Origin of the sequence: Deinococcus detaillensis (assembly GCF_007280555.1) — a bacterium.
Taxonomy (GTDB): domain Bacteria; phylum Deinococcota; class Deinococci; order Deinococcales; family Deinococcaceae; genus Deinococcus; species Deinococcus detaillensis.
This window is the reverse complement of the sequence record NZ_VKDB01000002.1, coordinates 119,607-139,406: the sequence shown is the minus strand read 5'-3', so window position 1 is coordinate 139,406 and position 19,800 is coordinate 119,607. Positions and strand designations below refer to the sequence as shown.

At 61.6% G+C, this 19,800-nt stretch carries 11 protein-coding genes; 7 read left to right on the top strand and 4 right to left on the bottom strand.

The features are described 5' to 3' along the window. Positions 1–261: 261 nt before the first annotated feature. From FNU79_RS03140 to FNU79_RS03130, 3 genes are all read right to left on the bottom strand, one after another. Positions 262–2,166, bottom strand: coding sequence for a fibronectin type III domain-containing protein (locus tag FNU79_RS03140; protein ID WP_143719451.1), 1,905 nt, complete (start codon positions 2,164–2,166; stop codon positions 262–264). A gap of 63 nt (positions 2,167–2,229) precedes the next feature. After that, on the bottom strand, positions 2,230–8,664 hold the full coding sequence (locus FNU79_RS03135; RefSeq protein ID WP_143719450.1) for a hypothetical protein: 6,435 nt from the start codon (positions 8,662–8,664) through the stop codon (positions 2,230–2,232). Between the two features lie 37 nt (positions 8,665–8,701). Continuing rightward, positions 8,702–10,006, bottom strand: a complete 1,305-nt coding sequence (locus tag FNU79_RS03130; RefSeq protein WP_143719449.1) for a hypothetical protein — start codon at positions 10,004–10,006, stop codon at positions 8,702–8,704. A 343-nt stretch (positions 10,007–10,349) separates the two neighbouring features. Here FNU79_RS03130 and FNU79_RS03125 point away from each other — a divergent pair, with 343 nt between their 5' ends. The 6 genes from FNU79_RS03125 to murQ all read left to right on the top strand — a co-directional run bounded on the left by FNU79_RS03125 (position 10,350) and on the right by murQ (position 16,549). Then, on the top strand, positions 10,350–10,790 hold the full coding sequence (locus FNU79_RS03125; protein WP_185974587.1) for a hypothetical protein: 441 nt from the start codon (positions 10,350–10,352) through the stop codon (positions 10,788–10,790). 502 nt (positions 10,791–11,292) lie between these two features. After that, complete coding sequence (locus tag FNU79_RS19625) at positions 11,293–12,504, top strand: GGDEF domain-containing protein (protein ID WP_263862361.1); 1,212 nt, start codon at positions 11,293–11,295, stop codon at positions 12,502–12,504. A 370-nt stretch (positions 12,505–12,874) separates the two neighbouring features. Continuing rightward, positions 12,875–13,375 (top strand): MarR family winged helix-turn-helix transcriptional regulator, encoded by a 501-nt coding sequence (locus tag FNU79_RS19880; RefSeq protein WP_143719447.1) that lies wholly within the window; start codon positions 12,875–12,877, stop codon positions 13,373–13,375. Next, positions 13,372–14,631: a cytochrome P450 gene (locus tag FNU79_RS03110; protein ID WP_143719446.1), complete on the top strand. Its 1,260-nt coding sequence runs from the start codon at positions 13,372–13,374 to the stop codon at positions 14,629–14,631. The genes FNU79_RS19880 and FNU79_RS03110 overlap by 4 nt, the downstream gene beginning before the upstream one ends. Positions 14,632–14,699: 68 nt before the next feature. Continuing rightward, the gene (locus FNU79_RS03105) at positions 14,700–15,611 is read left to right on the top strand and encodes an N-acetylglucosamine kinase (RefSeq protein ID WP_143719445.1); all 912 of its coding nucleotides are present in this window, start codon (positions 14,700–14,702) and stop codon (positions 15,609–15,611) included. Further along, positions 15,608–16,549, top strand: a complete 942-nt coding sequence (gene murQ / locus FNU79_RS03100; protein WP_143719444.1) for an N-acetylmuramic acid 6-phosphate etherase — start codon at positions 15,608–15,610, stop codon at positions 16,547–16,549. Before FNU79_RS03105 ends, murQ begins: the two co-directional genes overlap by 4 nt. A gap of 45 nt (positions 16,550–16,594) precedes the next feature. Here murQ and FNU79_RS03095 read toward each other — a convergent pair whose 3' ends face one another. Then, complete coding sequence (locus FNU79_RS03095; RefSeq protein WP_143719443.1) at positions 16,595–19,039, bottom strand: YhgE/Pip domain-containing protein; 2,445 nt, start codon at positions 19,037–19,039, stop codon at positions 16,595–16,597. Positions 19,040–19,189: 150 nt separating this feature from the next. On the opposite strand from FNU79_RS03095, the gene FNU79_RS03090 reads away from it, so the two are divergent. Next, entirely contained in the window at positions 19,190–19,768 is a 579-nt protein-coding gene (locus FNU79_RS03090; RefSeq protein WP_143719442.1) for a TetR/AcrR family transcriptional regulator, read from the top strand. Positions 19,769–19,800: the final 32 nt, after the last annotated feature.

The window sequence follows — 19,800 nt, the reverse complement described above, 5'->3', positions numbered from 1 at the left end:
TTAACTAAAGTGGCAGTGATATGTCTTGTAAATGAGTCTGTTTTTGGTGATTTAGATCATTTGTAGTAAGAGACGGCTGGGTTGAAATCATACTCGACCAACTATTCTCTTAAACGCTCTCATTGATTGATTAAAAAGAGCTTCTTCTTCGGCAAATGTTTCGATATCCCAAAAATACAAAGCTAAAACACTGCGCCGTTTTCAATCTTCCCTCGGCAAGAAGATAAAAAACGGCGCAGTTGTCTGTACCAGACGAGTTTTTTACTTGGCGTCCACCGCCGCCGACATCGGCCCCGCCGTGCCCGCTGCGTCTACGGCCTGCACGCTGTAGCGAGCGCCTTTGCGGGCGGCCTCGGCGTACTGCGGCTTGATGAGCGGCCCAGCAATTTGAACCCGGCGTTGCCCCTCCCAGCGGAACACGTAGTAGGCCAAAGCGTCTTGCGAATCCGTCCAGCTCAAGCTGACCTGATCTTTGCCCAGCACCGCTCTGAGGCCCGCCGGAGCGCTCAGCTTTTGGGTGGGCGGCTCAGCAGACAACACATTGGAGGCATTGGAGCGGTTGCCGCGCAAATCCACGGCCACCACCGCGTAGCTGTACTGCACGCCGCCGCGCACTTTGCTGTCGAGGTAGCCGAGGCTATCAGGCGGCAGGGTCGCCACTTTGACCGGCTCGGTTTCATTCTGGGCGGCGCGGTAAATCTCATATTCCTTGAGATCAGGCGTGGGCGCGAGCGTAAAGATGATCGCCACCTTGCCCGCCGCCGATTGAGCGTGGATCAGCAGCGGCGCTTGGGGTGGGGTCTTGTCGGTCAGCTCTGCCAGCACCGCGCTGGACGCTTCCCCCTCCACACCGGAGGTGTTGACGGCCTTGACGGTGTACTTGAACTGGCTCTCAATACCCTGTGGGATGGCGTCTTTGAACACTGGGGTTTTGATGGGTTCGCCGTTGAGCAGCACCACCGGGGCGTTGCCGCTCACCCCGATCTCGGCGCGGTAGACGTTGTAGCCGTCGATGTCTTTCTCGGCGTTGGCCGCCCAACTCAGGGCAATCGCCGTTTCGCTGCCCTCGGCTTTCAGCGCTTTAGGAGCGCTGGGCGGCGTTTCGTTGTAGGCGCGGCCCACCCGCTCGGGACTGGGGTCGCTCTGGCGGCTGCCGTCGCTGACTTGCAGAGCGTAGTAGCGCGGGCTGGCGGGCGGTGCGCTCTTGTCGGTGTAGGTGGTGGCTCCCGGCGGCAGCTTAGTCAGCGGCGCGAGCTTGCCGGGACGGTCGCCGCGCAGTACGGTAATTTCTTTGATGCCCGCGTCTGTCACCTTGTCCCAGCCGAGTTCAACCTGATTTTGGTTGTTTTTGACGGTGGTGATTAGCGGAACCGAGATCGGAAAGGCGAGGCGGGCTTCCAGCGTGACGACGTTACTCGGCGCACTCTCGCGCCCAAACACGTCTAGGGCGGTGACGCGGTAGCGGTAGCTTTGTTTGGAATCGAGCTTGGTGTCGCCGAACTTGGGGGCTTCACCCCGGTTGCTGAGCTGGGGACTCTCGGTCAGGTTGGCAAAGTCGCCGCTGCCCAGCGCACGCTGCACGCGGTAAGACACCACTAGGTCGTCACCGCGCGGCCAGGTCAGGGCGGCTTGGCGGGTCGCGGGCGAAACTTTGAGGGCATTGGGCGCAGACAAGGGCACGTCTTTGCCCACCTGAGCTGTCACCGTACCGAGGTTCTGAGTCCCCGCCGTGACGCTGTAGCTGTAGCTGCCCGCCGCCAAGTTGGAATCTTCAAAAATGAGGCCCAAGGCGCGGGCCAGATTGGGATTGCTCACGGTGCTGAGCAAGTTGAGCAGCAAAAACCCGCGTTCGTCGGCGCTGAGTTTGTCGTCGTTGAGTGCGGCCAGTGCGCCCACCGTCAGGTCGTAGTCGTCAGGGTCGAGTTTGTATTTGCCCACCGCTTCGAGCTTGTTGAGCGGCTTGACGGTGAAGGTTTGCGTGCCGCCAGCGCCGGAGCGCTTGACGACGTATCCGGCGTCGGGCAGACCAGCGGGCAAAATCGGCAGCCGCAGCAGCACGCTTGATTTCTGGCCGAGGCCGAGAACGAGGAGCTTGTTGGCAGGTTGGGCCAGCACCGAACCGAGGCCTAGCAAGGCCGTGAGGGAGAGGGTCAACAGGGTTCGCATCAGGTTCTCCTTGAACGGGGCGAGGGAAATATTCTTCACGCTCACCCCGCCCCTCAAGCGCTGCTAGAAGCTCACACTCGCGTGAATATTGAATGTCGGGATGATCGGCAGATCGACGTGCAGGGTGGCGTCGCCGTTAAAGGCAATCGGATTGAAGGCGCTGAGGTGGCCGTTGATGTCGGCCCCGAGGCCAATGCCAATGCTCTTGCCGTTCCAGTTCATGATCTCCTGCTTGTTGGCAAAGCCACCATCCTTCTTGGCGCAACCCGCCCGCACATCCAAGTCGGCGTGGAAGCCTGCGGCGGCGTCAAAGCGCACGGGGTCGAGTTCAAAGCCCACGTCGATGTTCATGCCGTAGCCGAGCGAGGCCCGTCCCCAGGGGTAGCACTTGAACGGCCAACCGATGCGGCCCAGCGAACCGGCGATGCCGAATTTGGCGTCAAAGGCGTAGCCGGTAAACAGGCCGGTGCCTTTTTTGTTGTCTTTGCGGTCACCGTTCTCGAAGGCCTGCCCGATAATCAGGTAGCCGCGTGATTCGACGCCGCCGAGAAAGGGAATATTGAGTTTGGCCGAGATGGGATTACCGTAGGTGCCGACTTTGACAAATTTCTGGTCGGCAATCCGCACATGCAGCCACGCGGTGATGTCCACCACGCCGGCCAGCGTGAACTTGCTGAGGTCGTTACAGTTCAGGCCGCTGAGATACTGTGGCCCCAAGCAGCCCAGCATGTCGAAGCCGTCGCCCGTGACCGATATCAGAATCCGCGCCTGAGCCGCCTTGCCGCCGAAGACGCCCTGATTCATCGGCGTGAGAATCCAGCCGTCGGCAGTCAGCTCAAAGCCGCGCTGGGTGTCGATTTTGAAGATGGCCTTGAAGTGCAGGCTGCTGCCTTCCTCAAAGGCCGCCGTGATGCCGCCGATAATCTGCACGCCGTGGGTGCCGGTTTTGGTGGGGGCAAGGGCGTACTGCGGAATGCTGGCGTTGTCGGGCCACTTCATGTTGTAGGCAATGCCGCCGGTAAAGCCGTAGAGGTTGAAGGCCCCCAGCACCGTGACGATGGGCGTGCGGCTGTCTATGGCCGCCTTGACGTAGAAGTAAGGGTCGTTGGTGAGGCCGAACAGCGCTTCAGCCGTGACTTTCATGACCGACGCGCCCTGGCCGGTGTCTAGGCCGCCCTTGATGGTCAGCTCATAGCCGCCTGTCACCTGCCTGAGGCCAATCGTTCCACTTTGTGTGAGGCTGCCGAGGCTGGCCCGCACGTCTGACGAGGAGAGCATGCCGGTGGTGGTAAAGACTGCCGACACGTCGCTGCCCTCCACCCGCATGGTGGCGTTGGGGTCAACTTGCTTGCTGAAGGCGTCGGTGTGAAGGTCCAGCCTGCGGTTGACGCCGCCGCTGACGAGGTAGCGCATCTGAGCCGGTACGCTGGGGGTCAGGCTGCTGAGCTGCTGCTTGCCGTCCAGGCCCAGCGCGTAGCCGTTGCCGCTGCGCCCGATGACGGCTGCGGTGACGTTAAAGGTCTGGCCGAACAACTTGAAGTCGCTGGACGGCAGGTTGACTTTGCTCAGGCCGTCGGCGCTCTTTTTCTGGTTGCTGGCGCTGAGGGCTGATTCACCGAAGCGCACGCTGCCGTCAGCGGTAAAGGTCAGGGTATTGAGGGTCGCCACGCCTCCGCTGAGCGAGGCGCTGGGTAACTTGAGATACTGGCCCGCGCTGCCGAAAGTGAGACTGCCGGTGGGGCTGACCAGCTGGGCGGTGTTGAGCGAGCTTCCGCCAGCTGCGGGCTTAGTGCCGCCAGTCGTGCTGACGAAGGCTATCCCTAGCATCCGCGCCGTGAGCATCGGTGCGTTGGCACTCACCGAGCTGCTAATGGCATTGGAAGCCGCAGACCCGCCACTAATGGCCGGAACATTGCCGACGTACTTAAAGCCGCCGCTGTAACTGCCCGTGAACTGTCCCAGGGTGGTGCCGGAAGCGATGCCGCTGCCCTGCGCTCCAGCTCTGAGGGTCGAGAGTTCTTTGAGATCCCAGCTGTTGGCGGTGATTTGCAAATCAAGGGTTTGGCCGCGCTCTACCCACGCGCCGCCGCCCGCCGAGAGGTCACTCTTGCCGAAGTCGCGGCTCAGTTCGCCGGTTAGGGCGTAGTGGAAGTCGCCTCCTGCCAGCGTGATCGCCACATCAGCCTGCTTCTCGAACAGGGGAATCTTGGCGCTGGCCGCGCCCGCCGCGTCACTCATGTGATTTTCGACGGCCACCAGGCTGAGCTGCTTGAGGGTAAAGATCCAGCCCCTATCGGTGAAATTGCCCGCGCCGAGGTCGCCGCTGAAGGTGTAGCCACTGCGCAAGGTGGCGGTGGTGGGCGGCGTGAGCGCGGCGTTGAAGCCGACTTTGGCTTTGTCCAGCACCACACCCATCCAAGCTGCGCCTTCCGGCGGTTTGGTGACGCTGGGCTGCGCGTCATACAAGCTCAGCACGCTGGCCACCGAGTCGGCGGTTTGCGACGCGCTCAGGTCGAGCGTCAGGCTGGTGCTGCCGCTGAAGGTCAGCGGGGTGGTGGGCACTTTGAGGGCGCTCACATCGGCGCTGGCACTGCCGTAAAGGTCGCCCGAGTCGGGCTTGAGGGCCGCCTTAATCGGGTAAGTGAACTTGGGATCGGGGCGGCAGTACTTGGTGGCCTCCAACAGGACGCCGGAAGCGCTCACCGCCGTGGCCACTTTCAGACCGCCTTGCAGCGTGCTGAAGCGGAAGTCCTGGCTGTGGCCCAAGCTGTTTGAGGCGCTGAGAGACGCGGCCCCTGCCTGTGCCATCACGGGCGTGCGGGTGCTGGCGGCCCGGATGACCACTTGCTGGCCCTGTCCGCGCAGGCCGGTAACGGGACTGGCAAACACCGGCAGCAGCCCCTTGCCGTTCAGGATATTGATGGGATCACCGTACAGCACTTCGTTGGTGCGCGAGACGATGTCGAGGATGGTGGGGTGGGCGGGCAGATAATCGTGACGGTCTCTGAAAGGATTGGAATTGCTAGGAGGCGGCTCGCAGGTGATCGCCAGCGAAACCTGGCCGCTGAAATCGGCGCTGATCGGCGTGAACTGCACATTGTTGGGCAGCACCTGGAACCCGCCGAGACCGGCTGGCAGTGGCACAGTCTTGAAGGTGTTGAGGTTCATGCTGATCTCGCCGGACGTGACATGCACCCGCTCGTCACTGACGGCTTCGACCACCAGTTTGGAGAAGCTGACCTGCACGTCTTTGAAGGCTTCCACGCCGCCGACCACCAAGGTGTGGCTGGCTTTGCCCGCGAACGCCGCGAAGTCGGGGTTGCTGATGGAAGTGATCTTGAAGATAAAGCCGTCTATTTCAAGCTCGGTGGGCGCTGGGCGCACCGTGTAGCTGATGGCGGGCGGGGTGGACAGCACCGGCGCTTCACCGGCGGCGGGCGCGGGAACATAAATCAAGGTATGCACGCCGAGGGCACCCGTCGGCAAGTTGGGAATGGGGAAGGTGACGTGGGTTTTGCCCTTGGTGGCGCTGATGCTGACGCTGGAAAGCGTGGTGCCGTCGAGTTGCAGCTCGCCAGTGAGTTGGCCCTGACCGCTGTAGTCCAGCTCCAGCGCGGCGTCTACTTTGCTGCCGAGGAGAACCATTAAGTTGGGTTTGTCTCCGGGCTTGGTGAAATGCAGCGTCAGGGTGTCGACCGTCAGGCTGGCGTTCACTTTGACGGTGGCGGTGGCAGGCGCTGCGCCGTCCACGCTAAGCTTGAGGACGTAGAGGCCGGTAGCCGCGTACTGGTGCTTGAGCGGGCCAGTCACCAGCGTGGTGGTGCCGTCGCCCCAATCGAGGGTGTAACTCAGGCCTGCTATGAGGTTGCCGGGGGTGGCGGTCACGTTCTCACCGACGCGGGCCGGGTTGGGCTGGGCATCCAAAGTCGGCACCGGAACTTTGACATTCAAGCTGACCACCACAGGTGCGCCGCCTTCGGGCGTCAGTTTGACGACGTAGACACCGGGAGCAGTGAACTTGTGTTTGGCGCTGGCGCTTGTGTTGCCGCTGATGGGAACGGTGGTGCCGTCACCCCAATCGAGGCTGTACCTGAAGTTGGGCACCAGATTGCCGATGCTGGCGCTCACGTCCTCGCGCACGTTGGCGGGGTTGGGATCGAGGCTGAGGGTGGGAACCGTCAGTTTGACATTCAGGCTGACCGTGGCGGGCGCAGCGCCCTCGGTGCTGAGTTTGACCACATATACGCCGGGAGCGGCGTAGCTGTGCTTGGCGCTGGCACTGCCGTTGCCGCCGCTGACAGGCACAGAAGCGCCGTCTCCCCAGTCGAGCGAGTAACTCAGGCCCGCCGCGAGGTTACCCATGCTGGCCGTCACGCTCTGGCCTACTTCCGCCGGGTTGGGATCGGCGCTGAGAGTCGGTGCAGGCGGGCGCACGCTGACATTGACGATGACCGGAGCCACGCCGTCTGCCGTGAGTTTGACCACATAGATGCTGGGCGCGGCGTATTTATGCTTGGCGGTGGCCTTGCCGTTGCCAGTCACCGGAACTGCCGTCCCGTCTCCCCAATCAAGGGTGTAAGGATAGCTAACAAGCAAGCTGCTCATGGAGGCCGTGACTTCTTGCCCGACGAGCGCCGGATTCGGATCGACTGTCAGGGCAGCATTGGGCGGGCGAACGTTGATGCTGGCCGTCACAGGCGCTGCGCCGTCACGCACGAGTTTGACGAGGTACGTGCCGGGGGCCGGGTAAGCGTGCTTGGCGCTGGCGCTACCGTTGCCGCCACTCACGGGAACGACGCTGCCGTCTCCCCAGTCCAGCGAGTAGGTCAAGCTGGGAACGAGGCTGCCGATGCTGGCCGTGACTGTTTGGCCCACCAGAGCTGGGTTCGGGTCGAGGCTCAGCGTCGCGGTGGGGGCGGTGACATTCAGCGTGACAGTGACAGGCGCGACGCCGTCGGCACTGAGTTTGACCACGTACACGCCGGGAAGGGTGTAGGCGTGCTTGGCCGTGGCGCTGCCGCTACCGCCGCTTACAGGAACGACGGTGCCGTCTCCCCAGTCGAGCGAATACGGAAAGCTGGGAACGAGGTTGCCCATGCTGGCAGTGACCTGCTGGCCGATGCTGGCCGGACTCGGGTCAAGGCTGAGGGTCGGCGTGGGAGCGCGAATGGTAATGCTGGCGACCACAGGCGTATTGCCCGTGTTCAGTTTGACCACGTACACGCCTGCTCCTGTATAGGCGTGCTTGAGGGTGGCCTGTCCGACGCCGCTCACCGGAACGACGGAGCCGTCACCCCAATCTAGGGTCGCGCCACCAGACGCAAACGCTGGAAGATTACCCAGGTTGGCCGTCACCGTTTGACCCACCAGAGCCGGATTCGGATCGAGGCTCAGCGTCGGTGTAGGCGCAGCGACATTGAGTACCAGACGGCACAGCGGGCGCTCATTGAGGTCGCTGACCACCAAGACCTGCGGCCCGGCTTGCTGATAAGTGTGCTTGAAGCTGGCCGCTTTGTTGGAGGGCGCAAAAGCCTGATTGCTGCCGTCTCCAAAATTAAGAATGTATTTGCTGCCAGCAGAGCCGGTGAACTTGACCACGATGTCCACGTTCTTACCGATCTGTGCGGGGCTAGGGTCGGCGCTGATCTCGCAGGCGGTGGGGTCGAGAATGGTGATCTGCTTGATGACGCTCGGCCTTTCGGCGTCCAGCTTGACCACGTAAGCGCCCGCCGCTTGGTAAGCGTGCTTGAGCGTCACGGTGCTGCTGCTGACTGGAACGACGGTGCCGTCGCCCCAATCGAGGCTGGCGCTCGACAAAAAGGTAGACAGATTGCCCAGCGTGGCCGTGACCGTCTGGCCCACGTTGGCCGGACTGGGATCAAGGCTCAGCGTCGGCTGAGAAGCCGCGACATTAACCACCAAACGGCACAGCGGGCGCTGGGTAACGAGGTCACTCAGAACCACCACTTGAGCGCCCGCCTGCTGGTAAGTGTGCTTGAAACTGGCAACCTTGTTGTTCGGTGCGCCAAAGTTATTGACGCCGCCGTCTCCAAAATCAATGCCGTATTTGCTGTCCGCCGGGCCAGTGAACTTGACCACGATGTCCACGTTCTTGCCGGGCTGCGCGGGGTTGGGATCGGCGCTGATCTCGCAGGCGGTGGCCTCGGTGATGGTGACTTGCTGGCGGGTGCCTACGACGTCACGGATATAGAGAATCACCGTATACGTTTTAGCGGCGGTGTACCGGTGAGACGCTTTGCCCGAAGTTCCAGGCTGCGGATCACGGGTTCCATCACCCCAGTCAATGGACATGGTATTGGGGGCCGTGTCGGATGTCCAATTGGCCGTGACGAGTTGTCCGACTTCGGCCCGTGAAGGCGTGATATCCAGTGCAGCGTAGGTCTGAGCCGAGGCTGTATTCAGCAGAGCTGCAAACATCCCCAGCACCGTGAGCAACATGGTGAGCCAACGCGAGAGTTGAAACGGTAAACGTTGCACAGCCCACCTCCTAAAAACAACTTCAGAACACCCGGGATCAGAACACATAGCGCACCCCCAGCCCGCCCTGAATGGACGGCTGAGCCGTGCCGAGGCGGGAGCGGGCGCTGACATTCAGTGTCCAGTGGTCGCTCAGGGTATAGAGCGCTTGTAAGCCGATTTGCGCGGTCAGGGGGCGGCTGGTACTGGGGCTGTCGGCGGCCAAGTTGAAGGCGAAGGTCAGCGCCGAGCCGAGGGTTTGGGCGTTGGCGTCCACGTGATACGACCAAGGGTCTTTTTGAGCCGGGGCGTAGCGGGCGTTGCCGCGCACCGAAGCGGTGAAGGCCGTGCCTGCATAGCCCACGTTCAGACGCGGCGAGACGCTGTAGGTCGGCACGTTGTTTACGTCCGGCGTGGAGTCGGCGGCCAGCCCCGCGCCGAGCATCCAAACGCCACTGCGGTAATCCAAGCTGAGGCTGCCGTCTTGTGACAAGGGTGAAGCAAAACTCAGGCCGTACTCGCCCGACAGACTCAGCGCTTCGCTGAAGGTGTAATCGGCATTTAGCCGAGCGCCAAACACACTGTCGGCCCGCGTCAGCGCCGCGCTGAGGCTCAGCGGCGTGAAGCGGGCACTGCTCAGCGTCAGGCTCTCGCTGTCTTGTTGCTGGCTGTTGTAACTCACAGCGGCGGCCAAGCGCTCGGTGCTGGTGATCGGCACGCCCGCGTCCAGGTTGACCGACCACTTGAGGGCGTTGGGCGCACTGCCGGTGTCCGAACTGCTCAGCTTGGCGCGGGCACGTATGTCCACGCTGGCGACTTTGCCGGTCAGGCCCAGATTGAGGCTGCGGTTGGTGCCGGGATCGTCGGGGGCCAAGTTGAGCTTGGTGTTGTCCCAGCTTCCGCCAGCACTCCAGCGCCAAGCTTTGGAAAATTGGCCCCGCGTATCCAGCGAGACGCTGTTGAGCACGTAACCCTGATCGGGCCGCCCATCTTCGGCCCGGACGTAAGTCAGGGTGGCGTCTGAAAAAAGGCCCGGATTAGGCGAGGAGTAACCTGCCAGGGCCGTGTAGGTGGCGGTTTGGCGCTCGGCTTCTCTGCTGACGCTGGCGTAGCCGAAATAGCCGCCGCTGCTGAGCGACAGGTTGGCGTTCTGGCGCTGCAAGCTGAGTTCGCTGGCCCGCAGACTGACGCTAAAGGCTACGGCGCGGTAACTGTACTGGCCGTCCAGCGTGGCTCCCTCCAAGCCGCTGGACGGATAAAAGTAGCGAAACTGCACATAATCGCCGTTGGTATTGGCAGCGCTGGCAAAGCTGCACAGCAGCAAACTGAGCGCTCCGGCCCTCCCAGACTTGGCCCTTTTCACCGTAAAGCTCGGCTGAGCGAATTGAATTGGGACAGCTTGGGTTGAGGCGGCTTGTACACCGATGTTCGCCGGTTGTCCCAACACGCCGAGGGCGGAACACCAGAAGCCACGAAGCGGCCAATTGACATGACATACCTCCGTTTATGAAGATAGGCTGAGGGGCGTCAAAAACCTGTCAAAGATTTCTGTCTCCTGCGGCTCCTGCACTTCGCCAGTTCAGCTGACGGCTGCTGAGGCAGGTGCTGAGAATTACCGTACCAAGCGCCGGCTTGCAGGCATTCGGCGCACAGTTCTATGCTAATAAGCAGACCAGTGCCGACGGGAGTTTTTGCTGGGTGGAGGAATGATGAAACAGTTGACTTGGCGTTTCCCGTCCAGACTGTCCCGCGTACTGCTGGTTCCGGTTGCTTTCTTGGCACTGATGGGCTTAGCTTCTGCTCAGACTGAAACCGTCGATCCGCTGCTTCCCGTTCACGGCGTGGTGTTTCGCTCGGGCGGTTTGATGTCGGACAGAACTTTGCTGGTCTACGATCTGCGTGGGGGCACGCTCAGGTCGGAGGTGGCTAAAGTGGGGGCGTCTGTGAAGGCAGACCCCAAGCTGAGCAGTCCCATCGTCCTGACCAGCCAGCAGCGAAAAAAAGTGGCGCAGCTCCTGACCAGCATCGCCAACACCCAGGACAAACGTGTGTCCGGAAACTCGACCGTGACGGCCGATTATATCGTCTGGATGCAGATGAGGCTGAGCAAAACAGTCATCAGCATCAATCCATATGGGCCTCCATAGGGCACGCTCAAGGAGCTGAATACCTACCTATGGGACATCGTGAGCGAGGCCGAGAAGTGAGGCAGCTGAGGCGCAGCGCCAGCAAACCGCCAGTGAGTTGTGTCTGCTGAAGCTGAGAAACATGGATACCCCTCCTCGGCGTAAGAGCGTACACAGATCCTGATTTGGTCTTGTTAAGGATGAGAGGTCTGTGAGGGTAAGAGGCCTGAAAGAGCCGTTTCCTCACTATAAGATGAATGTCTGAGACGTCGCTACTCCCGCTCAAATGTAGGCCAGTGAGCCAACAGCGCTTCGAGGACGGTCAGCGGAGCCAACAGACTTTTCCAATGGCCAATCTTCCTCATGCATACATTGGTGAACGGATGGTGCGGTTCAGAGACGCCTTCATCCTTTATGGGATGTCTTTGCGCTGTGTGTATGCCGACCAAGAGGCCCGGCCTCTGCCTACCCGGGATGCTTTGATGGCTCGGGGCCGATTCCTCCCCATGGCAGAGGCCGGGCTGTGAATGCTTCACCACGAGCTCCCCATTCGGTGACGCGAGTTGCCCGTTCTGGAAATACTGCCCACGCACAGCAGTTGCGCCTCAAGCGAACCTTTCTGGGTATGGTCACGCACTTGGGAACCACCCTTATCGTTATCGCCTGTTTCGTTACAGGCATGCTTACAGCCGTGCACCTGACGCATTATCTGGTGGGTATCACCGTCGTTTGCGCAACGTTCCTGCTCCTGATTTTCACCAACATCAATCTCCGTTTCAGGGACCCGAGTATGACTGCTGCTCAGATCATTCTCACCATGTGGCCGGCTGGTTGCGTCATGTTTTACGTTTCCGAGCCCCAAGCACGGGTACCGTTTTTGCTGCTGGGTGCCGTCGGAGTTCTGTTTGGGGTGTTTGCCCTGAATTTCCGCTCCATGCTGCTCGTCTGTGGGGGCGTGCTCGCTTCATACATCGCGGTGATCTTGGCTTTGGTGCTCTGGGCTCCTGAACGCGTTGATCTGCATATTGAGGCCATTTCTGCCTTCGCGTTCGCTGTGGTTCTGTTGCTGATCACCTACATCGGCAGCTACATGGCGGCCTTGCGGCGAACCGTACGGGACCGCAACACGCGACTGCAAGAAGTGAACATCCATTTGGAGAAGGCCCTGGAAGAACTGCATGATCTGGCCACCCGAGATCACCTGACCCGCCTACCGAACCGCCGATCTGCTTTAGAGCACTTGGAACAAGCAATTTTTCAGGAGAAGTCGCGGCCTTCCGGGGAGAGAGTGGTCTGCGTTGGACTGCTGGACATTGACCACTTCAAGCGGGTCAATGATGCTTACGGACATCATGTTGGCGACCAGGTGTTGTGCGCGGTGGCCAGTACGTTACAAAAGACGATACCGCAAGGCGATTTCGTGGGCCGTTACGGTGGTGAGGAATTTCTACTTATCTTTACTGCATCTACGGCAGCGGCAGCTTATAAAGCCGCAGAACGTGTAAAGCCGCAGAACGTGTACGGCAGGCGTTACCCGTGCTCCAGACCGAGAGCTTGCCTCCAGATTACCGGATTACTGCCTCCCTCGGTCTCACATGCTACCGGGCTGGCGAAACACTGGAAGCTAACCTTGAGCGCACGGACACAGCGCTCTACGAAGCCAAGCACCGAGGACGGAACTGTACGGTTCTCGACGAATCTCTATAGCTTTTTCTCAGGGGCCGCAGCGGCCTGACCACTGCAAGACGCCCCCAGCCGGAGGAATCCGGGAGTGTCATCTTGCAGTTTGGGTGATGAAGTCGAGAGACGCGTTCAGAGAGGCACCACCAGCGCAAGTCCCCTCCTTCTTGGACAAAACGGACGCCTGCCCGCTTGCTGTACTGGGCAAAGCGCTCAAGCGTTCGCTGGGCCGCTCTCCATACCGCCGTCATATCATGATCTTGTCCTCCCAGAGTGCTGAGCACTCGGTCACACCACCTCAAACCACTAACCTGCAATAAAAAGGGCAACTCTCACACCGGGGACACAGCGCTTTTCCCCCAATGCCCGCTGAGCAGCAACCAAACTCAACCCTTGCTCTCATGATTTGATTGCAGAATGCAACTGTGCTGCCCGACTCCTCTGCTCCCGACCTCGCCGCCCAGCCACTGCGCTTCCTGAATGCTTACTGGACGCTGTGGCAAGCGCTGGCGCAGCCGGTAGACAGCGCTCTGGTTCGGCTACACGACCTCGATTTGCGGGCCTTTATTGCTCTGAGCTACGTACAGGGCGGCATGACCTCGCCCGGCGAATTGTCTGTCACCATGAGCATTCCCAAATACGAGGTCAGCCGCACCCTAGACCGCCTCACCAAGCTGGGAGCCATTACCCGCCGCAGCGACCCCGCCAATGCCCGCCGCCGCACCCTCGGCGTCACCCCGTCTGGGCAGGCGCTGTGGGCTTCGGCGCTGGCCACCGTGCAAGCGGTTACGCAGCCGCCACTTGAGGCGCTGGGGCCGCTGGAAGCGCTGACCCTCGGCTTGGAGCAGTTGGCCGCCCACGCCCAGCGCTGCACCGTTCAGCACCTTACTCCTCACCCTTCCCCCACCTCACCGGAGCAACCATGACCCAGCATCCTCGCGAGGGCACCTGCCCTTTTCCCCATTCGTCTACTCCATCTGCCGCCCCAACTGCGCCGCTGACCCGCCGCCAAGATCAGCTTTCCAAAACCGGAGCCAGCATTGAGCTGGACGAGCGCGGCGTGTACCGGGTTCACAACTTTCAGGCCGCCCGCGAGATTTTGCGCGACGAGGGCGTGCGGCAAGCTGGTTTCATGTCCGAGATGGCCAGCAAGATGGGCGCAATGAAAAACGCGCCGGTGCTGTTTGCCGAGGGTGACACCCACCACGCCATGCGCCGCGACACCGCCCGCTACTTCACGCCGACTTCGGTGGCCACCTACCAGCCGATGATCGCCAAGCTGGCCGACGAGTTGGTCGCTGAGCTGAGCGCCAAAGGTGAAGTCAATCTGGATGATCTGAGCCTCAAGCTGGCCGTCGAGGTGGCCGCGCAGGTGGTGGGCCTGACCAGCAGCCGACTGCCCGGCATGGAAAAGCGCATCACTTCGTTTGTGGACGGCGGCGGCGACAGCGAACCCGGCTCGGCGCAGATTCGCAACCGCAGTCAGGCACTGAGCCAACAGCTCAACTTGGGGCTGTTTTACTTTCTGGACGTCAAACCGGCCATCGAAGCCCGCAAAAAAGAGCGCCGCGACGATCTAATCAGCCATCTGCTCGACAAGAACTACAGCGACCTCGAAATCATGACCGAGTGCTTGACCTACGGCACGGCGGGCATGGTCACGACGCGGGAGTTTATCAGCGCCGCCGCTTGGCACCTGCTACAAAACGCTGATCTGAGAAGCGAATACCTGCACGGCACCGAAAAGGAGCGCCACGCCATTTTGCACGAGATTTTGCGGCTTGAGCCGGTGGTGTCCACCCTCTACCGCCGCGCAGAGCAAGATTTGGAGATTGACGGCGTCAGCGTGCCTAAGGGCAGCTTGCTGGCGCTCAACGTACAGGAAGCCAACACCGACGAATCCACGGTGGGTGAGCGCCCGCTGGAAGTCTGCCCGGCCCGCAGCTTGCCACGCGGCGTTCAGGCCCCGGTGCTGGCGTTTGGCGACGGCCACCACCGCTGCCCCGGCGCGTTTTTGGCGATCCGGGAAAGCGACGTGTTTTTGCGCCGCTTGCTGATCTGGAATGATCTGCGGATCGTCACGCCGCCGAGCGTGAGTTACAACGAAGTGGTCAAGGGCTACGAGCTACGCGGTTTTCGGGTGGCGCTGGGAAAAGGGACAGGCCAAGCAGCGTCAGCTTAAGGGTGGTAAACTTTACCAATCAAATACCACTTTGCTCTGTTTAATCTAGCTTCAAAGCAGGCCGCCGCGTGAGTGGCCCCCCGACACTGCTCAGCCTCGACTTGGGGGCCAGCAGCAGCAAATGGGCGCTCTACGCAGGCGAGGAGTTCCTAGCTGAGGGCAAAGCCGTCCCCCTTTCCGGCCACCTCTACACGCCGGAAGCGCGGCAACAGATGGTCGAGGGACTGGCAGGTATTCGCGCCGAGGTTCAGAGTCAACCCGCCGCACTCGTCGCTGGAGTGACGGGTTTGCAAGGCGAGTACGCCCCAATGATTGCTGAGCTGCTCAGCCGAACGTTTGGCCTGCCACCTGCCGCTATTTACGTCACCGATGATCTTCACCTGGCTTACTCGGCGCACTTTGCTGCGAGTTCCGGCACGCTGGTTTATGCCGGAACCGGCAGCATGGCTTATCACCGCACGGCGCGGGAAGACGTCATTCGGGCGGGCGGGCACGGCTTTTTGATTGACGACGCGGGCGGAGCCTTTTGGCAAGGGCGGCAAGGGCTTAAGGTGGCACTGCGCCAAGCCGACGAAGGGCAGCCAGAAGGTCCGCTAGCGGCGGCGCTGTACGCGGCCATCGGCAGCCAGCACTGGCCCGACATCCGCGCTCATGTCTACGCGGGAGGCCGCGCCGCCGTCGCCCGCCTTGCGCCCGCCGTGTATGCAGCAGCCTTGGGAAATGACCCCGAGGCCCAAGCCATTCAGCGCCGAGCTGGAGAGGAATTGGCGCGGCTGGGCAGGATCGTCAGTAGGCAGGTCGGCAATGATGAGGTCGCGGCGGCGGGTGGGGCCTTCAATCCGCTGGTCAAACGGGCTTTTGTCAATCACGTCGGCGCTCAACTTCAGCTCGTGCCCAGCATCTCTCCCCTGTTGGGCGGCCCGGCGCTGGCCCGCTCCTTGGGGCTTTTTGCTCCCTCTTTGCAAGGAGTTCAGCCATGACGCCGCCTCCGAACACCGATCTGATCAGTACCGAGCAACTCAGCACCGAACAGCCCAGCCAGCAACACGCCCAGCTCGACGAATACAACACTGAGCAACTTATCGCGGCGTTTAGCGCTGACCAAGCGCGGGCCGCACAGGCGGTGCAAAAAGCCGCCGCGCAGCTCACGCGGGCGGTTGACCTCGCCTACGCCAGATTGCAGGCGGGCAGCGGGCGCTTGGTTTACGTGGGCGCGGGCACTTCGGGGCGGCTGGGCGTGCTGGACGGGGTGGAACTGCTGCCAACCTTCTCTTGGCCGCCGGAGCGGTTGGTGACGCTGATCGCAGGCGGCGAGAGCGCCATGTTCAGGGCCGCGGAAGGCGCGGAAGACGACGAGGCGTTGGCCGAAGCCGATATGCGGGCGGCGCAGCTCGGCCCCAATGATGTGCTGATCGCACTGGCGGCCAGCGGGACCACTCCGTATGTCCTGACCTGCGTGCGGGCGGCCCGCAGCGCCGGAGCGCTCAGCATCGGCGTGACCAACAACCCCGGCAGCCCACTGGCGAGCGCAGTAGACGCCCCGATTGAGCTGGACACCGGCCCGGAAGTCATCAGCGGCAGCACTCGACTCAAAGCTGGAACCGCCCAGAAAATCGCCCTCAATACCTTTTCCAGCAGCTTGATGGTGCAGCTGGGCAAAGTCTACGGCAATTTGATGGTCGATCTGATGGCCACCAACGCCAAGCTGCGCCGCCGCGCCGTGCGCCTCACCCAGCACGCCACCGGCGTGAGCGAAACGGAAGCTTTGAGCGCCCTGACTGCCTCGGCCATGCACGTCAAAACGGCCATCGTAATGCTCAAAACGGGGCTGGACGCTCAGGCAGCGCGGGAGCGGTTGCAGGCAGCGGCGGGCCACACCAAGCGGGCGCTAAAAAACGGGGGAGCGAAGTCAAGCTGAATACTCACCGCTCCTCAGCTTGACTTCGCTCCCCAAACACCGTCGTCAGTCGTTGGCCCGAATCGGTGACGACACCAGCGGCTTGAAGTCGCTGTCGGCCACAAACTCCCACCTGCGCCGCCCCAGTAGGCCCAGCAAAATGCCCAAGACAGCCAGTCCCAACAGCACCGCCGTGAACACTGGATAGCTGCCTTTAAACGCCCCAGAAATGGCATGCCGAAAAGCATTGACGCTTTGCGTAACCGGCACGTAATCGTGAATCACCTGAAAGAAACGCGGCGAGAGTTCGACCGGATAGCTGCCGCCCGACGCCGCCAATTGCAGCACCAACAAGATCAGGGCGATGAGGCGACCCGCCGCGCCCAGCAAAAAGATCAGAGCCAGCACGATCACGAGGAACGTCAAGCTGGAGGCCACCGCCGTGAATATAACTTCGGCGGGGTGCAGGTAACTCACACCCAGCAGATGCACGCCCAGCACCACCAACAGGGCCTGAATCACCACCAGCAGCGCCGGAACACTGGCCTTGCGCAGCATCCGGGCAAACTGCGAGGTGCCACGCCCGCTTTGGGGAAGCTGCTGATACGGGAAAATAAAAGTGGTCAGGGTCACGCCCACCCACAAGCTCAGCGCCATGAAGTACGGCGCGAATCCGGTGCCATTGTTGCTGACCGGCGCAAACGTCTTAATGACGGGCAGCACGCTTTGGCTCAGGCCCGCTGGATCGCCGCCGAGCTGCTCTATCTTGGCAGGCACCTTGCTGTAGAGGGTACTCAGGCCGCTGCTGAGTTGGGCCGCCCCGCTGCTGGCTTGCTCTGCTCCGCTGCTGAGTTTGGTGGCTCCACTGCTCAGAGTGTTGAGGCCAGCAGCGAGTTCACCGCTTTTCTCAGCCAACGTCGCCGCGCCGCCGCTGAGCTGAGTGAGGTCGGCTTGGGCAGGTAACTTGGCGGTGATTTGGCCGAGGGCGCTCTTTAGCTTGAGATTGCCGCCGACAAGTTGTCCTACGCCACTTTGCAGCTTACTGGCCCCCACGCTGAGAGCCGCTGCTCCCTCGGCAGCTTGCTGGGTTTTTTGGGCTAAGGTTGCCGCGCCGCTGCTGAGACTAGCTGTTCCGCTTTGCAGTTTGGCCGCGCCCGCGCTGATCTGCGACGCACCCTTGACGGCGGCGCTGCTGGCTTTCTCAGCTTCACCAAGTTTGCTGGCGAGTGTCTGGCTGCCGCTTTGCAACTGAGCTGTACCTGCGGCTAGTTGTGTGGCCCCAGCGCTGAGCGACTTGGCTCCGCCCGCCGCTTGCTGCGCACCCACGCCGAGCTTGCCGAGCGCTTGGGCCAGTGGAGTCACTCCGACTTGCCCAGCGCCTTGCTGGGCCGAGACGATACCGCTCGCCAACGCCGGAAGCTGCTGGGCGAGTTGCCCACTGCCCGCCGCGACTTGCTGCGCGGCTTGATTAGCGGTGTTGGCTCCGGCTGAAAGCTGATTGGCCGCCGCCGTGAGCTGCCCCAAGCCGCTTTGAAGCTGCGGCAACTGCGCAGCGAGTTGCCCGCTGCCCTTGCTCAGTTGCGCCGCGCCCGCGTCCGCTGAGCTGGCTCCCGCTGAGAGCCGCGCCGCTCCGCCGCTGAGCTGCCCCAGGCCGCCCGCGAGTTGGCCCGCCGCGCCGCTGAGGTTCGCGGCTCCTTGCTGAAGGGGTGCGAGTTCCTTTTGACCCGGTGCAGCCGCTTCCAGTTGCCGCACAGCGCTGGAAAGCTGGCCGCTGCCTCCTGTAAGCTTACTCACGCCACCGGAAAGGGTCTTGGCCCCTACCGTGAGTTGCTGAGCGCCCTGCGCCGCCTGACGCGCTCCGGTTTGCAGGGTGGCGGCTCCGCTGCTCAGCGAGGCGGTGCCGCTTGCCAAGCTGGCCGCGCCGCTTTGCAGCTTGCCGGTGGCCGTGCGGATGTCGGCAAACCCGCGCTGCACTTCACCGAGCGAAGTTTGCACGGCCTTCCAGCGGTTTTGGCCGAGTTTGGCATTGAGGGTGTCGGTGAGGCTGGCAGAAAAGGTCTTGGCCACCCGACTGGCAAAATAGCTGCCGCCCTCCGAAATGTAAAAATTGATCAGGCCGTGCTGAGAGCTGTCTGCGCCCAGAGCTTTTTGACTAAAATCTTTGGGAAAGCTCAGCGCGAAGTAAGCCTCGCCGCGCTGCACGGCGTCTTCGGCGTCGGCGACACTGCTATAGCTCAGGTAATTGAACCGCTGGTCTTTTTTGAGGGTTTTGACCGTCTCGGTCCCAATGTTGCGCTGCTCACCTCGCACGGCCGTTCCGGCGTCCACGTTGACCAAAGCCACCGGCAGCTCAGACAAATTGCCGTAAGGATCAAGCGAACTGTCCAAATAGATGGTGGCGTAGAGCAGCGGCACCAAGGCAATCGCCCCCGCCGAGAGCCACATCATGGGCTGCCGCCACAGGCTGCGCTCGGCGGGTGTTAAAATCTTGTAATCGTTGATGAGCGGCATAAGCGGCACTCCTTGAGCAGAACGGCGAGTTGAGAAAAACAGTGAGAGATAAGTCCAAAATATTAGACTCAGTACAAGTTCCGAGTATGGGCATTTACTGACGATCTGTCAAGTGACGCCATGTTAAGGTTTTTTGCTAAACTCCCCACTATGACTGACGTTGTGTTGGCCCGCCGTCTCAACGCGCAGACGCGCCGTGAGCAAATTTTAGACATCGCGGCGACGCTTTTTACTCAGCGCGGTTTTGAAGCGGTGGGCATGGCCGATATCGCCGCCGAACTGCATGTCTCGCGTCCCACCATCTACAGTTACTTTGCGTCCACCGAGGCGATGTTGGAGTCGCTGTTTGAAGCCAAGCTGGAAAAATTCCCCGAGCGCCTCTCGCCGCTGGTGCCGGAATCGGGCGTGGTGCCGTATGCGGCGCTCTTCCGGTTGCTGCTGCAAGAACGCGAACTCCTCTTACTGCTCAATAGCGGCGGCGGGCCGCTGTTTCGCCGCTGCCGCCGCACCTTTTTGCAGGCCATCGAGTCGCGGCTGAATTTGCACGAGTTGCCCGCCGTGCGCCGCCGCCCTCACTTGCTGCCGATTATTCTCAACTTGCTGACCAGTCTCGCCTACGAGCGCGTCATGCAGACTGAGGACACGGCAGGGGTGGCCGACGATGACCTCCCAGACGTGCTAAGCAGCTTTATCGTGGCGGGCATCGCCGGAACCAGACAGTCCAAATAAGAATCACCTCCGTACCGCTCAATTGTTACCGC

Bases quoted from the DNA above. Each gene is read 5' to 3' on its own strand.
- FNU79_RS03095 (WP_143719443.1), bottom strand. From the start codon at position 19,039: ATGCCGCTCATCAACGATTACAAGATTTTAACACCCGCCGAGCGCAGC.
- murQ (WP_143719444.1), top strand. From the start codon at position 15,608: ATGACGCCGCCTCCGAACACCGATCTGATCAGTACCGAGCAACTCAGC.
- FNU79_RS03090 (WP_143719442.1), top strand. From the start codon at position 19,190: ATGACTGACGTTGTGTTGGCCCGCCGTCTCAACGCGCAGACGCGCCGT.
- FNU79_RS03140 (WP_143719451.1), bottom strand. From the start codon at position 2,166: ATGCGAACCCTGTTGACCCTCTCCCTCACGGCCTTGCTAGGCCTCGGT.
- FNU79_RS03110 (WP_143719446.1), top strand. From the start codon at position 13,372: ATGACCCAGCATCCTCGCGAGGGCACCTGCCCTTTTCCCCATTCGTCT.
- FNU79_RS03125 (WP_185974587.1), top strand. From the start codon at position 10,350: ATGATGAAACAGTTGACTTGGCGTTTCCCGTCCAGACTGTCCCGCGTA.